This window comes from Thermostichus sp. MS-CIW-41 (assembly GCF_054058915.1).
The window spans coordinates 1-14,003 of the sequence record NZ_JBSSBO010000008.1; the positions used below are offsets into that span (position 1 = coordinate 1).

The following is a 14,003-nucleotide window of genomic DNA, read 5'->3' on the forward strand; positions in this document are numbered from 1 at the left end:
CACACTCCAAAACGACTCCACCGGTGGAATCTTTGATAGATGGTGTACCATTTGCCATATCCTTCTGGGAGGTAGCGCCAAGGAGCACCGGAACGTGCTATCCAAAGAACTGCTTCAATAAACTGTTTACAGTTTGCTTCTTTCCCAATGTTAACTCTCTCTTCTGTCTGTAAAAAAGCCAATATCTTCTGCCATTTGTTTTCATCTAAAAAAACCAACTTCATCCTCTTTCCTCTATAAATTGTTCTCTCTATCCTAACATAAGATCAACACGACCTAGGACTGACCGGCTGCGGTGGAGGCGGAAGCGGTGGGACGACAGTGCCTACACCTACACCGACACTCACACCGACCCCAACTCCAACACCCACCCCAACCCCGACACCTACGCCCACAACGAGTGCCCCGACTTTTAGCAAGGCATTTAGCCCCACCTCGGTAGCTGCCGGCCCTAATGCCACAACAACTCTGACCTACACGATTACCAACACCGCTGCCCTGCCCCTGACTGGTCTAGCTTTTTCCGACACCTTGCCTACCGGTTTGGTCGTTGCCAGTCCCAATAATAACCTGAACAATGGCTGTGGGGGGACGGTGATAGCTCAACCAGCGACCGCTTCCATCTCGTTGGTCAACGGCTCATTGGCAGCCAACGCTAGCTGCACCATCAGCCTGGATCTTCAGGTTACAGCCACGACAGCGGGATCCCTGACCAGCCCCGCGGTAACCCTGAGCAGCAACCAAGCGCCTAATGCCACCGCTGCGGCTATCAACCTAACGGTAACGGTGCCAGCTCCCACCTTTACCATGGCCTTTTCTCCCAACCCGCTTGGCCCAATCGGCCCAGCTCCCGTTACCGGGAATGGAACTCTGACGTTTACAATAACCAACAACGCAGCCATTCCATTGACGGGCTTGGCCTTTAACCACACCTTGCCGGGAGCGCCGTCTTCTGGTTTGCAAGTTGCCGCTGCGGGGATTTTTACACCTTCGTGCGGCTCCCCCACTCTCACAGCCTCGGTGGGTGGGAACACCATTCAATTCACCGGAGGACAAGTGGCTGTCGGCGCAACCTGCACAGTGACCATCCCTGTAAAAACAGCGGTAGCTTTGACACCAGCCGGTACCTATACTTACCCCAACTCCCCGGTGACGTTGAACAGCACTCAGGCTGCCCCTGTTACAGCGGGGCCAGTAACCTGGACAGTTGTAGTGAATTAGTCCTTCAAAAGCAGCTCGGCAATTTGAAGAGCGTTGAGGGCCGCACCTTTGCGGATTTGATCCCCGCATAGCCACAGCTCCAGGGCCTTGGGCTCGGAGATGTCCTGGCGGATGCGGCCCACCGCCACTTCATCCTTGCCGGCCACGTCGATGGGCATGGGAAAGCGGTTCTGCTGCCAATTTTCAATGAGCACCACCCCAGGGGCCTGGGCCAGGATTTGCCGGGCTTTTTCCACAGGGAAGGGCTGTTCAAACTCTAGATTGAGGGCCTCGGCGTGGGTACGCAGCACCGGCACCCGCACACAGGTAGCTGTCAGCCGCAGGTTGGGGGATCCCATAATCTTGCGGGATTCGTTGACCATTTTCATCTCTTCCTGGCAGTAGCCGTTCTCTTGCAGGGGGCTGTTGTGGAGGAAGAGGTTGAAGGCAATGGGGTAAGGGAACACCTGGGGCTGCAACGGCTGCCCCTGGAGGTAGGCGTGGGTTTGTTCTTGAAGTTCCTGCATGGCTCTGGCCCCAGCCCCACTGGCCGATTGATAGGTAGCGGCCACCACGCGGCGCAGGGGGATGTGGCGATGCAGGGGGTAGATGGCCACGCACATTAGGATGGTGGTGCAGTTGGGATTGGCAATGATCCCTTGGTGACGGAAGGCTTCCTGGGGGTTGACCTCCGGCACCACCAGCGGAACATTGGGATCCAGGCGAAAGGCGCTGGAGTTGTCAATCAGCACCGCCCCCGCCTCGACGATGGTTCTGGCCCAGGTTTTGGAGACACCGGCTCCGGCAGAGGCCAGCACCAGATCCAGGCCCCGGAAGGCCGCTTCTGAAACTGGTTCCACCGGGATCCGCTCCCCCTTGAAGGTCAAACAAGTGCCCGCTGAACGGGGCGAGGCCAAAAGCTTGAGGTCGGCTATAGGAAAGTTGCGCTCTTCCAGCAGCATCAGCAGCTCTGCCCCTACTGCCCCTGTTGCTCCCAAAATGGCTACTCGTTGTTGCCGTCCCATGCTTTGCCATCCTCAAGTCCCCTCATTTTAAGGCTCAAGACGCCCCTAAAGCTGGGAGGGTAATGGATTCTACAGCCGCCTGAATGTCTGCCAATTCCACCTGGTCGGTCAGCTCCGCTTGGCCAATCCGGCGGGGCAGAACGAAGCGAATCCGCCCCTGTTTGACTTTCTTGTCGGCCTGCATTGCCTGCAGCACTGCCTCCCAAGGGATCCCGGCCGGCCACCGGCTGGGCAGTCCTGCTTTCTCGATCAGGCGTCGTTGCCGCTCCGCCTCGGCGGCGCTCCACCAACCCAGGCGGCGGGCGATCTCCCCGGCAGCCACCATGCCGATGGCGACAGCTTCTCCGTGCAGATAGCGGCGGTAGCCGGTGGCAGCTTCTAGGGCATGGCCGAGGGTGTGGCCGTAGTTGAGGATGGCCCGCAGGCCCGCTTCTTTCTCGTCCTGCTGCACCACCCAGGCTTTGCACTCGGCACAGCGGCGCAGCAGGTAGTGCAAGTCTGCGGGAGTAAAGTCGGTATAGCGGCTCAGTTGGGGTCGATCTTCCAAAAACTCAAACACATCGGCAGCCTGAATCACGCCATATTTGATCACTTCCGCTAGGGCTGAGGTAAACTCCCGCTGGGGCAGAGTCTGCAATAGCGTTGGATCAATCCACACCAGGCGCGGCTGATAAAACGCCCCGATCAAGTTTTTCCCCTGGGGATGGTTGACGCCGGTCTTGCCGCCGATGGCCGCATCCACCATCGCCAAGAGGGAGGTGGGCACCTGCACAAAAGGGATCCCGCGCAGCCAAGTGGCGGCGGCAAACCCCACTATGTCGCCAATGACCCCCCCTCCTAGAGCCACCAAGGTGGAGGAGCGCTCCAGGCCAAAGGCTAGGGCGGCGTCGTAGATCTTGGCCACCGAGCGCAGGGTTTTGTAGCGTTCGCCGGCAGGCAATAGGCAGAGGTGGGCGGCAAACCCCGCTTGTTGCAGCCCCTGCAGCAACTTCTCGGCAAAGTGTTTGGCAATGCCGGGATGGCTCACCACCAGAGCCTTGCCGGAAAGCCCTCTAGCTCGCATTTGGGATCCCAGCTGGATGAGGCTGTGGCCGCTGGGGCCTTCCGCAGACTGGATGAGGATGTCGTAGGAGCTGTGGGGAAGCTTGACAGGGATCAGATAGGGATCCATGCGTGTCGGTCCTGGGGGGCGGGATCCAGTGTGGCATGTTCTGCTCCCGTCTGCCTGCTGCAGGCATTGTCCTTGGGGTCTGAAAGCCCAGGGGATCCTGCTAGGGGTTGGGGTCAACCGGCTGCGGTTGGGGAGTGAGGGTTTCCAATTCCGGCAGAGCCATTCCCGCCGGGGAGCATGACTCTAGTCAATAATAAGCTCAACTATACTGAAAATAATGTATAAAATATGTTCAGTACGGATTACTACCAGTTGATCTTTCTGTTTACTTTCGAGTCTGCCAACATGGTAGCCAAAGCAAAGCAGAAAATTGGTAGTAAGACGACACGGAAACTGCGCTTTGGGTATTCTACTCAAAGCTTTGCGGGATACCGCCATTCTGTTTGGAAACAAACAGAATGCTATCGCTGCATAGTTGAACAGTGATGTTCAGCAGTGTTCAGCGTAAATGTATCAGGCCGAGTCTTCTTGGGCCAAGTCCTGCAGGGCGGCTTGGGCCGGCTGAAATTGCGGATCCAGCTCCAGACAGCGCTGCAAGCTGGCTTGGGCGGCTGCTCGCTGGCCGGCCCGTAGTTGAATCAGCCCCAGGGTATGCCAAAAGGCGGGCCGCTGCGGATCCAGGTGCGTGGCCTGTTGGGCGTCTGCCAGGGCAGGTTCCAGCTTCCCCAATTTCAAGGCTTCCCAGGCGCGGTTGTTGAGGGCCACAGCATCTTCTGGGGTGAGCTGCAAAACCCGCGAGTAGGCTTGCACAGCTTGTTCGGGATCCTTTAGCTCGCCGTAGAGCAAGCCCAGGGCAAACCAGCCCCAGGGATCCCGTTCGTTGAGGTGGATCATCTGCTGGCAGGCGGCACGGGCTTCTTCCAGCCGGCCCAGGCGCCGCAGGCCGGTGATCTGGCCAAACCAGCAGGCAGAACTGCCGGGACGCTGCTGCACCAAGCGCTGGAAATGCCGTAGGCTGGCCTCATATTGCCCCAGCTCCTGCTGAGCTACCGCCAAGGCATAGCGGGCTGGAAAGTGCTCCGGCTTGATCTTGAGGGCTTCCTCGAAGTGGATACAGGCTTCTTTCAGGTAGCCCAATTTCTGGAAGGCCACACCGCGGGCGTACCAGCTTTTGTAGTTGTCGGCATCGTAGCGCAGAGCGCGTTCTAGGGCCTTGCTGGCCAGCCGATACTGCCCCAAGCGCAGCAGGGCCACCCCCAAGTTGTGCAGGGTTATGGGATCCCGGCGGCGCAGCCGCAGCGAGCGCTTGTAACACTCGACAGCCGAGCGCAGCCGGTGGCAGTGGAAGAGGGCATTGCCTTGGTAGCGCCAAACCCGCGCACTTCTGGGGTTGAGCTTCAAAACCCGCGCAAAACTAGCCGCTGCCGAGCTGGGCCGCCGCAGCCGTCGCAACACGATCCCACGGGCCAGCCAGGTGCGGGGCTGCTTGGGGTTGTGGCGCAGCGCTTTGTTCAGGCTGTTCAGGGCCAGCTTAGACCGCTTCAGTTGCAGCAGGCGGATGCCGCGGTTATGCCAGGCCAGAGCATCTTCCGGGTTGCTCTCCAGCACCTTGTCGTAGTTAACCACCGCCGACTTGTACTGCCCCAGGCGCCCCAGAATCAGGGCCAGGCGCAGCCGGGTTTCTTCGTCGTAGGGGTTGATGCTCAGGGATCCGTTGTAGCTGTCCACCGCCTCGCGGTAGCGGGCCAGCTGCACCAGCACATCCCCACGGCGGCTCCAAGCCAGGGCGAAGTTGGGATCCATGTTCAGAGCCCGGTCGTAGGCGGCCAGGGCTTCCGTCAGGTTGCCGCGGCGACGCCAGTCTTCCCCCCGCTCGAATTGGATGTCGGCACTGTTCCACTGAAACAGCCGCTGAATGAACTGCAAAATGGCGATCTGACGCGCTCCTTCTTCTGGCGTGGCGGAGGGGGTTTCGCCTGTGGCAATGCGCAGGATGGCCATCTGGATGGCCCGCAAAAAGGCCTGAAATCCCCGCACCTCTTCATCTTCCAGGGACTCTTTCCCCTCACGGCGGCGGTATTGCAGCCGGAACCGCTGCAGATCCCCGGGGGCAGGGAAGCTGGGATCCAAAAAGTGCATTAGCTCCAAGGCGCGGTACTCAAACAGCACCGGATCCTCTTCTGAGCCGGTAAAATCCAGCAGGGGCGCCTCTTCCAGGGGGCGGGGTAGCTCAGTGGGGGTGTGCAGCAGCGTCAGCAGGCGCTGGTTTTGTCGTGCCGGGGCATGGGGAAACCCGCTGTACAGCTCATCCCTGGGCCAGGGATCGGCAACAAACTCTGGAGAGGCCACCACTCCCACCCAACGGCATTGTTCGATGGCCAGTTGCAGCTCCAGCTTGCGGTTATCCCCCGGCTGCAGCATCCAGCGGTCAAACCAGACTTTGAACCCCTCGCGATCCAGCCGCTCCGCCAGTTGACGCGCCCACCGGGCTTGCTCTCGGTGGTAGCGCAAGAAAAGGTCGAACTTGTAATGCTCTGAAGACATGAACGCCCGCTCGCTGATCTTCTCCAGCTTATCTTTGCGTTATCGCCACGCGACGCTTTCACAAACGCAAACGCACTAGCGGTGCGGGGCACTGCCCTCCACCGAGTCTGGGGCAAGGAGCAAACCTTATCCCTACGCGACGCTTCTGCGAATGGCGATGATGAGCGGACAACGATAGGCGATAGTTGGTGCAGGGCTTGAAAGGAGCATGCCTCTAACCCCCAAAACCCTGAACTTTGCTGAATTTACTGAGCTTTAGGCGGTTTGGCAAAAGTCATTGAGAGGGATATAGTAGACCAAGTTTCCCCCTGATCCTTGAGTCCACCGCAACGGTTGCCGGGAAGTGAAGGGGGAAAGCGCTCGGGGGGTATTCCTCAGGGCTTTGCGGGATACCGCCTTCCTGTTTGGACTCCGTCCCGCTGACGCGAACAGAGATAGGCAGGATGCGATCGCTTCTTTCCTGAACCATGTTCAGGAGAGTTCAGCGTGAATGTATCAGGGAGCACGTGCTGGGTGGAGTTTTGGCGATTGCGGCCGCGATTGGCTTGGTGGTCTTGCTGTTGGAAGCGATTCGATATCGCCGCTGGGGATCCGTTCGCCGCTGGCAACCGGCAGTGGGGCTGGGCTTGGTGGCCTTGGCGGCGCTGGGGTGCTGGCTGGGTCAGTTGCCGGATCTGATCCCCCTGGCTTTGTTGTTGGGGGGCCTGGTGGGGGTGGGTTTACTGGGGTTGAGTGGCTGCGGTCGGGCCGGGCAAGGGCTGGTGGTGCTGTTGCTCAGTTTGGCGGCCTGGCAAAGTCTGGCTATCGGCTCCCCCGGTCGCATCAGCGTTGCGGAGCAACATGGAATGCTCTTTCTGTGGGGCTGCGGCCTGGGGATGGGCTTGGTGGGGATCCCTTTGCTGGGGGTCTTGGCCGAAACAGAAGCTCTGTCCTTGCTGATGGCGCTGGGCCAGGGGTGGAGCGGCATTGCCGCCATAACCTGGGGATCTCGCCTGCTGGAGATGGGATCCCAGCCGGATCTCCCTTGGCAGGTGCTGTTGCCGGTGGGGCTGGCCGCCCTCAGCTTGGTGGCAGGCACTGTGCCCCTCTTGACCGCCTCAGAAGACTCCCCCGGGCTGCTGTCGGCAGTGGGGCATGGGGTGGGGTGGCTGGTGGCGTTGGCGCTGGCCTTGGCCTTGACCCGCAACGGCCTATACCAGGATCCCTTCTGGGCCTTGCTCTACGGGGTGGGGGTGCTGCTCTCGTGGGCCTTGCTTGCCTTGGAGAACCAGACGGGACAGGGGATCCCTGCGCCGGCAGGGGAACCTGCTCATGTCAGCGGGCCGGAGGCTTCAGCCGGTCGCGTCAGCGTTGCCGAGCAACAAGGACGGCTGCTCTGGCGGGCCTGCGTGGGCCTAACGCTGGTGGGGGGAGGAGCGCTGCTGGCGTTGCGGCTGGGGGGATCCTACGGGGCGGCCCTCTTGGGGCTGGGATGTCTGGCTTTTCCCAGCCGTTGGGGGGCCATGGCCGCTTTGTTTTTGTCGGCCCGCCCTCTGCTGCAAAACCTGTTGCACCAGTTCAACCTGCAGGTTGCCGGGATCGACCTCACCCAGCCCTATGTGTCGGCGGCGCTGTACCTGGGCATGGCGGGCATGGCGCTGGCGGCGCTCCTGCACTGGCTATACGGGCCAGACAAACCCCTGCAGACGGGGATCGCCCTGACGCTGGCCAGCCTGGCTTTGCCGGTGGGGGTGGGCTACTTCATTCACGCTCAGCCGCAAGCGGCCTTCCTATTGGGAGCTTTGATGACTGCTTTGATCCTGGCGGCGCTGCAGCCCATCCTCCTGCAGCAGGAGGGAAGAGGGGCGGAATCTCCAGGGATCCATTCGCGGCAGCGGGACGGAGTCCTTGGTTTGGCTCTGGCCACGCTCGCCATTCTGGGATCCAACCTCAGCCGCGATTGGACGGTAACCGGCTTCCATGCCACCCGCCTGGAACGGGCGCTGGTGCTGGCCGGGGTGGTCGGGATCCTGGCGTTGATTCTCCTGCTCTGGCAAGGCTGGAGCCTGTGGCAATCCAGGAGAATGCGCGCCCCCGCCCGCTGATGAAACCTGTTCCCCTGGGCACCCTCGGCACCTGGCAAGGGATCCTCGGCCCAGAACAAACCGCTGCAGCCCTGGGCAACCCCGGTGTGAAGGTGATCGGATCCCCGGCTTTGTTGACGTTGATCGAGCGGTGCGGCCACAACACCTTGCAGCCCTTCTACGAGCCGGAGGAAGCGGCGGTCGGGATCCGCTTTGCCTTGGAGCATCGGTCGGCAGCGGTGGCGGGGGATCCCTTGCAGGTTCGGGTCGAAGTCGTGGCCGTGGAGGGAAGACGCATTCGGTTTCAGGTGGAGATCACCCAGCAGGAGCGGCTGGTGATGCAGGGATCCTACACCTGCCTGGTGGTCGATTTGCCCCGTTTTCTGGCCCGCTATGGATTGACCGCGGAGGATCCCAGTCGGTGCTCAAGCTGTTCGCGTTAGCGGGACGGAGTCCTTTGGGATTGCTGCTGGCCGTCTTTGTGGGAACTCTCTTGTTCTGGCCTCAACAGCTCATTCTGCGCTACCGCAAACCCTGGCAGGGCCCCCTTGCCTGGATCTGGAAATGGCACGGCTGGGGAGGCTGGGCCGTGCGGGGCAGCCGCCGTGGCTGGGAATGGCGTTGGGGATCCCTGCGCCTTCGCGGCCGTTGGCCGGTACAGCGGGGAGAACGTTGCTCCCCCAGAGATTGGCCCTACCTGTGGAAGCTGGGCAAGCAGCTCCACATCCAATCTTGGCAAGGAGGGGTGGAAATTGGCTTTGCCGATCCGGCTTTGACGGGGCAATGCTTGGGACTAATCGCCGCTCTACCCCCTCAGTTGGCCCAACACCTGCGCTTGACCTTCGCTCGCATCGGTTGGCACGGATGGGGATCCCTGGTGATCCGGTTGCGCGGCTGGCAGGTGCTGGGGCTGGCCTTGAAACTGGGGTGGCTCGCCCTATCGCGCCATCGGAAGGGATCCCCAGCAAAAATAGCCCATGGGACAGCTGGCGTCAGGAGCAAAGCGCTGGGGGGGGAACTGCAGCGCTGATGCGGTCAGGCCGGCTGCAGCGCCGGGCAGCAATTCAACAGAGGCATGACCTACCCGCCTCCCCCTTCGCCCTGGCCGTTGGTAGGGGTGGGGGCAGGTGCTGCAGGGATAATTAAGACCTAGGGAGTCGGTGTGGCAGAGGGGATGCGCAGCTCCACAGCCGTATCCAGGCGAGAGCGTGGGGGTGGGGCTTCTCCCTGAGCCAGTTCTATGTACTGGGCCAGCGGGTGATGCTCCTTCCAGCGGGATCCCACCTCAGCAGCCATTTGGGTGACTTGGATTTGATAAAGCTGAGCCAACTCGGCAGCATTGAGGTTGCCCCGCTCCACCTGATCGCGACTGGCCTCGGCCAGGATATCTACCACCAGGTTGCCTTGCTCATCAAACCGCCACAGTTCCAGGCGGCTGCGGGAACGCAGGCTCAACTCCGTTGGCGAAGCCGGTCGGGTGAGGACATCGACGCGGGCAATGACGATGGCTTCCAGGCCCAGGTAATCGAAAAATTGGCCTACTGCTTCGGGCTTGCGGCGATCCCACTCAAACAGCTCGTAGATGGGCCAGCCCACCTTCTGCAAAATGGGCTGAATGCGACGGTTGTCCAGGGGCACCACCTTCTCGCCGTTGGGGATCAAGCCCAGACGCACCGCCTCTATGGCCAGGCGCTGGCCCAACAGTTGGGTATGCTCCAACCCTCCCACCCCCAAAATGCCAAGGCGACGGCGGGGTTGAGGCCGAATCGGCACCTGCAAAACCACATCCACAGGGGTGGTCAGGCCCGCTTGCAGGAGGATCTCCTGCTCTGCCTTTTCATAGTCGGGGTGCCACACCGTCAACAGCCAACGCCCGGCTGGGGCTTGGTCTAGCTCAAAAGCGCCCCGCTCATCGGTTTGAATCGGCTGATTGGGGTTCTCCATGCCCTCCAACTGCACCTGTGCCCCCGCCACAGGTTGCCCCACGCTGTTGCTCACCTGCCCCACCAGCCGTGCTGTTCCCTGGGGCTGCCCTCTGTTTTGGGAGGGAAACAACGGCGTCAACCGCGGAATGGGGGTGGCCGGAGCCTGAGCCAGCGCTCCTGAAGCCAGTGCCAGCCAGCCGCAGAGGGCCAGACTGCCTGTTCGCGAGAGCGTTGCGTAGCGATAGCTAATCCTGTGCCGGAGAGGATGAAAGAAGAAAAAAGGCATGGCGAAGGTTGCATCCGGTAGTAGCAGTCGGTTCTATTCTGCTCCGCACCCCTGACGCGAACAGGGCAAGATCCTGCTGCAGGGATCCTCACCCCGAAAAGGGGTTGTTGGCTTGCCATTGTTGGACAAACACCGGCACCATGTTGCGCACCTGCAGCCGAAATAGGCCCGCTGCCGCATCTTCAAACATCGGATCCCCGCCCACATCATCCCGCCCATAGGCTTCGTAGTAGCGAGCCCGATCCCCAGGTCGATCCCTCTGCAAGTCCACCACCACCACCACCCCGCGGCTGCGCAACTGGTTGGGGGTGAAATTGGGAATTTCCACCGGCACCGTCGGGGCCACAAAGCGTAAGGCTGTATTCAGCAGAGAGTTGCCCTGGCGGTTGTAGTCCCGCGAGATCTGCATCTGGGTCAAGAGGATATAGCGCAATCCCAGGGCATCCCCGATGGCCTTCAGCTTGGCCAAATCGGAGGTGTAGCGCTCATCCCGATCCAACAAAGTCAGGCCCTGGGTGAGGGGCAGAAGCGGCTCAAACCGGGGATCCGGCCCCAGAGGCCCCTTCAAGAGCAGTACCGGTCGCTGGGGCTGCAACTCCTTCAGGGCCATGCTGAGGTGGCGGGCCAGCTCATCCGAGTAAACGGGTTCATCCGGCAAAAGGCCAATGCCCTCCGGCTGGCGGGTCGGTTCCCCTGGCGGCAGGCGAATATCCTGAGTGGAGACAAAGCCGGCCCGGACTTCCACCTGGGTGCTGGTCAGCGGAAAACCCGGCACCTCCACATCTACCAAATACAGGCCGGCCGGCAGTTCCGGCAGCACATAAGTGCCGTCGGCAGCAATGCGGACGGTTTGCCTGGGTTGGGTTGGCGTGGCGGCCAGGTGCAAAACCCCGGTCTGAACGGGTTGGCCGGCAATATCCAGCACCCGCCCGGTCACCACACCGCGGTTGCCTGGAGAGGGGACTCCCCCGTTCAGGACCTCTGTCCCGCCGTCGCCAACTTGAGCCTGAATATCCTGCAAACGGCGCAAAGCTGGGATCCCTGCTGCCACCACCCACAGATCCCGCTCCCCCAACATCACCAGACCCGTCGGCTGTCCCTGCAGCCGCAGCGAGGCCACCAATCGCCCCGTCTGTAAATCCACCAGCTGCAGGCGGTCGCTATCGCGGGAGGTCACGTAAGCCCAACGTCCATCAGGGGAAAGGGCCAGCCGCGTCGGTCGCCAATCCAGGCCAACCCGCTGCAGGGCCTCGCCGCTGCGGCTCAGATCCAGCACCGTCAGGTCTTGGCTGCCCGAGTTGAGCACCACCAAGCGTTGCCGTTCGGCATCCAAAGCCATCGCTTCCGGAGTATTGCCGCCGCGCCAACGGGCCAACAACTCCCCGTTGTCTGGGTTGACCACCAGCAAACTGAGGGGATCCTCCCCGGCTAGACCCACAAACAGGGATCCCCGCTCCGCATCATAGGCCAGCGCCAAGGGGGGGCCGGGCATCGGCAAATTGCGGGCTTGCGGCTGCTCTGAGGGATCGCTTTGCGCACCGCTGCTGCGAAGGGGAGCAGCCATCACCGCCAAACTCTGGGCAGAGGGCAGGGAGGCAAAAACCCGCCCTGTGGCCGCATCCACGGCAATATCCAAAACTCCCGCCGGCAACCCATAGGCCTGAATCAGCTCCCCCGTCAGCAGATCGAGGGCCACCAGCCCAGGGGCATTGGGGCCAGAGGCATAGACCACCTGCCGCGCCTCATCCACCCGCACCACACTGGGGGCAAACCCCACCGCCGCCTGCCACAAGGGATCCCCGCTGGCCCCATCCAGCAGAGTCACCGCCTGCTCCTCCAACAGCCCAACCGCGACCCAGCCCCGATCCGGTACCCCATCGATGCGATCGGCAGAGCTGCGCAAGGGCAAAAGCCAATCCCCCTCTGTCCTCAGGCCGTTCCCGTCCGTCGAAAAGTTCTCCACCGCAGAGGAGGAGCCTGCCTCCGGCGAAGGGATCCCTTGCCCCAACACAGGGGATCCCAGCCCCAGCACGCTGCTCAGCACAACCAGCCATTGCCACCGCATGGCCTTCTCCACCCCACAGTCGCGCCTACTTTGACTCAGGAGCATGCCTCTAACCCCCAAAACCCTGAACTTTGCTGAATTTACTGAGCTTTAAGCGGTTTGGCAAAAGTCATTGAGAGGGATATAGTAGACCAAGTTTCCCCCTGATCCTTGAGTCCACCGCAACGGTTGCCGGGAAGTGAAGGGGGAAAGCGCTCGGGGGGTATTCCTCAGGGCTTTGCGGGATACCGCCTTCCTGTTTGGACTCCGTCCCGCTGACGCGAACAGAGATAGGCAGGATGCGATCGCTTCTTTCCTGAACCATGTTCAGGAGAGTTCAGCGTGAATGTATCAGATCCTCGCCCAACCAGTATAGCCAACCCGACTGTCCGCTCGCTGTCAGCAAACCCAAACACATTTTGACAGGTTGCCCAGACGAACATAGAATGGATATTCGCTGGTTTTGTCAGGATCAACCATGAAGGTACGGCCTTCCGTCCGTCGGATCTGCGAAAAATGCCGGGTCATCCGCCGCCACGGTCGGGTGATGGTCATTTGTTCTTCCAACCCGAAGCACAAGCAGCGGCAGGGCTAGAGGGTCGATGGTGGGTGGGTTCAGCCTGCAACGGGAGACAGAGGCAAAGGCTTCCGACACAACCGAGCAAAACGTTGGCCAGATCTCTCGGCGAGCATAGATCCCAAGACCGGCATCTCTACAGCAACATTTCTCTGAATGAGGATCCCATCTCAGGCAGGCAACTCAATCCTTACTGGGCAAGTGTGTTCGAGTTGGTTTGATTTGAAAGGTACCCCTGACTATGGCACGGATTGCGGGAGTTGACATCCCCCGAGAAAAGCGAGTGGAGATTGCCCTCACCTACATTTACGGCATTGGGCTAACCCGCTCCCGCCAGATTTTGGCGAAGACCGGTATCAATCCGGATACTCGTACCCGCGACCTCACCGACGCTGAGGTGGCCGCCCTGCGAACGGTGGTGGAGGGCGAATACCAGGTAGAAGGGGATCTGCGCCGCCAGGAGGCGATGAACATCAAGCGGCTGATCGACATCGGCACCTATCGAGGTCGTCGCCATCGCCTGGGTCTGCCCGTGCGTGGTCAGCGCACCCGCACCAACGCCCGCACCCGCAAGGGGGTCAGGAAAACGGTGGCCGGCAAGAAGAAAGCTCCTGCCAAGAAGTAGTCGCTCGGCTTTGCGCGGAAGGCAAAACTCTTCCACCATCCCGAATCCCAACCCCAAACAGTCGATTGCAAGGACACCTGGATCATGGCTCGGCAGCAACGGCGCGGACGTAAAGTCAAAAAGAACATCCCCAATGGGGTGGCCTACATTCAGTCCACCTTCAACAACACCATCGTCACCATCACGGATCCCAATGGCGATGTGGTGTCTTGGGCCTCGGCAGGTTCTACGGGCTTCAAAGGGGCCAAAAAGGGCACTCCCTTCGCCGCCCAAATGGCAGCAGAAAGTGCGGCGCGTCAAGCCATGGAGAACGGCATGCGCCAGATCGAAGTGATGGTCAGCGGGCCGGGAGCCGGTCGGGAAACCGCCATTCGCGCTCTACAGGCAACGGGCCTGGAAATTACTCTGATTCGAGATATTACTCCCATTCCCCACAACGGTTGCCGTCCTCCCAAGCGGCGGCGTGTCTAAAGGATCCCGCGTTGAGGGCTGGTCGAGCGTCTGTAGGGGGTTTTCTCCAGAGCTACGCCATGCCCCAGCGAAGGTCTGCCCAAGCGTGAGATGACCTCGAAGTTTCATCAGTTCTCCAAACGGATATCGAGC

13 protein-coding genes are annotated in these 14,003 nt (G+C 61.0%); 7 read left to right on the forward strand and 6 right to left on the reverse strand.

Going from position 1 to position 14,003, the window contains the following annotated elements; genetic code table 11:
• A partial coding sequence (locus ACVWXE_RS03845) for a transposase (protein ID WP_457489628.1) occupies positions 1-224 on the reverse strand: 224 nt, incomplete at its 3' end.
• A 97-nt stretch (positions 225-321) separates the two neighbouring features.
• On the opposite strand from ACVWXE_RS03845, the gene ACVWXE_RS03850 reads away from it, so the two are divergent.
• Positions 322-1,221, forward strand: coding sequence for a DUF7933 domain-containing protein (locus ACVWXE_RS03850; RefSeq protein WP_457489629.1), 900 nt, complete (start codon positions 322-324; stop codon positions 1,219-1,221).
• Here ACVWXE_RS03850 and ACVWXE_RS03855 read toward each other — a convergent pair.
• The 3 genes from ACVWXE_RS03855 to ACVWXE_RS03865 form a co-directional block, all read right to left on the reverse strand.
• Positions 1,218-2,225, reverse strand: a complete 1,008-nt coding sequence (locus ACVWXE_RS03855) for an aspartate-semialdehyde dehydrogenase (RefSeq protein WP_457489630.1) — start codon at positions 2,223-2,225, stop codon at positions 1,218-1,220. The two genes, ACVWXE_RS03850 and ACVWXE_RS03855, sit on opposite strands and share 4 nt — an antisense overlap.
• Before the next feature lie 34 nt (positions 2,226-2,259).
• Positions 2,260-3,396: a 3-dehydroquinate synthase gene (gene aroB / locus ACVWXE_RS03860; RefSeq protein WP_457489631.1), complete on the reverse strand. Its 1,137-nt coding sequence runs from the start codon at positions 3,394-3,396 to the stop codon at positions 2,260-2,262.
• Positions 3,397-3,849: 453 nt separating this feature from the next.
• Positions 3,850-5,880 (reverse strand): tetratricopeptide repeat protein, encoded by a 2,031-nt coding sequence (locus ACVWXE_RS03865; RefSeq protein WP_457489632.1) that lies wholly within the window; start codon positions 5,878-5,880, stop codon positions 3,850-3,852.
• Positions 5,881-6,401: 521 nt separating this feature from the next.
• Between ACVWXE_RS03865 and ACVWXE_RS03870 the strand changes: the two genes are divergently transcribed.
• From ACVWXE_RS03870 to ACVWXE_RS03880, 3 genes are read left to right on the forward strand one after another with little or no spacing between them, the layout of a single operon-like run.
• Positions 6,402-7,964, forward strand: coding sequence for a hypothetical protein (locus ACVWXE_RS03870; protein WP_457489633.1), 1,563 nt, complete (start codon positions 6,402-6,404; stop codon positions 7,962-7,964).
• Entirely contained in the window at positions 7,964-8,386 is a 423-nt protein-coding gene (locus tag ACVWXE_RS03875) for a thioesterase family protein (protein ID WP_457489634.1), read from the forward strand. The genes ACVWXE_RS03870 and ACVWXE_RS03875 overlap by 1 nt, the downstream gene beginning before the upstream one ends.
• The gene (locus ACVWXE_RS03880) at positions 8,365-8,973 is read left to right on the forward strand and encodes a hypothetical protein (protein WP_457489635.1); all 609 of its coding nucleotides are present in this window, start codon (positions 8,365-8,367) and stop codon (positions 8,971-8,973) included. Before ACVWXE_RS03875 ends, ACVWXE_RS03880 begins: the two co-directional genes overlap by 22 nt.
• 119 nt (positions 8,974-9,092) lie before the next feature.
• Here the strand turns inward: ACVWXE_RS03880 and ACVWXE_RS03885 are convergent, their stop codons facing one another.
• Positions 9,093-10,154, reverse strand: coding sequence for a carboxypeptidase-like regulatory domain-containing protein (locus ACVWXE_RS03885; protein ID WP_457489636.1), 1,062 nt, complete (start codon positions 10,152-10,154; stop codon positions 9,093-9,095).
• Between the two features lie 88 nt (positions 10,155-10,242).
• A complete protein-coding gene (locus tag ACVWXE_RS03890) occupies positions 10,243-12,219 on the reverse strand; it encodes a carboxypeptidase regulatory-like domain-containing protein (protein WP_457489637.1) in 1,977 nt (658 codons plus the stop codon).
• A 457-nt stretch (positions 12,220-12,676) separates the two neighbouring features.
• Between ACVWXE_RS03890 and rpmJ the strand changes: the two genes are divergently transcribed.
• From rpmJ to rpsK, 3 genes are all read left to right on the forward strand, one after another.
• Positions 12,677-12,793 (forward strand): 50S ribosomal protein L36, encoded by a 117-nt coding sequence (gene rpmJ, locus ACVWXE_RS03895; protein ID WP_011433187.1) that lies wholly within the window; start codon positions 12,677-12,679, stop codon positions 12,791-12,793.
• A gap of 223 nt (positions 12,794-13,016) precedes the next feature.
• Positions 13,017-13,400: a 30S ribosomal protein S13 gene (gene rpsM / locus ACVWXE_RS03900; RefSeq protein WP_011433188.1), complete on the forward strand. Its 384-nt coding sequence runs from the start codon at positions 13,017-13,019 to the stop codon at positions 13,398-13,400.
• An 84-nt stretch (positions 13,401-13,484) separates the two neighbouring features.
• Complete coding sequence (gene rpsK / locus ACVWXE_RS03905) at positions 13,485-13,871, forward strand: 30S ribosomal protein S11 (RefSeq protein ID WP_011433189.1); 387 nt, start codon at positions 13,485-13,487, stop codon at positions 13,869-13,871.
• The last annotated feature ends 132 nt before the right edge of the window (positions 13,872-14,003 follow it).

Coding starts and splice junctions, on each gene's coding strand:
- ACVWXE_RS03855 (WP_457489630.1), bottom strand. CDS start 2,225: ATGGGACGGCAACAACGAGTAGCCATTTTGGGAGCAACAGGGGCAGTA.
- aroB (WP_457489631.1), bottom strand. CDS start 3,396: ATGGATCCCTATCTGATCCCTGTCAAGCTTCCCCACAGCTCCTACGAC.
- ACVWXE_RS03865 (WP_457489632.1), bottom strand. CDS start 5,880: ATGTCTTCAGAGCATTACAAGTTCGACCTTTTCTTGCGCTACCACCGA.
- ACVWXE_RS03875 (WP_457489634.1), top strand. CDS start 7,964: ATGAAACCTGTTCCCCTGGGCACCCTCGGCACCTGGCAAGGGATCCTC.
- ACVWXE_RS03885 (WP_457489636.1), bottom strand. CDS start 10,154: ATGCCTTTTTTCTTCTTTCATCCTCTCCGGCACAGGATTAGCTATCGC.
- ACVWXE_RS03890 (WP_457489637.1), bottom strand. CDS start 12,219: ATGCGGTGGCAATGGCTGGTTGTGCTGAGCAGCGTGCTGGGGCTGGGA.
- rpmJ (WP_011433187.1), top strand. CDS start 12,677: ATGAAGGTACGGCCTTCCGTCCGTCGGATCTGCGAAAAATGCCGGGTC.
- rpsM (WP_011433188.1), top strand. CDS start 13,017: ATGGCACGGATTGCGGGAGTTGACATCCCCCGAGAAAAGCGAGTGGAG.
- rpsK (WP_011433189.1), top strand. CDS start 13,485: ATGGCTCGGCAGCAACGGCGCGGACGTAAAGTCAAAAAGAACATCCCC.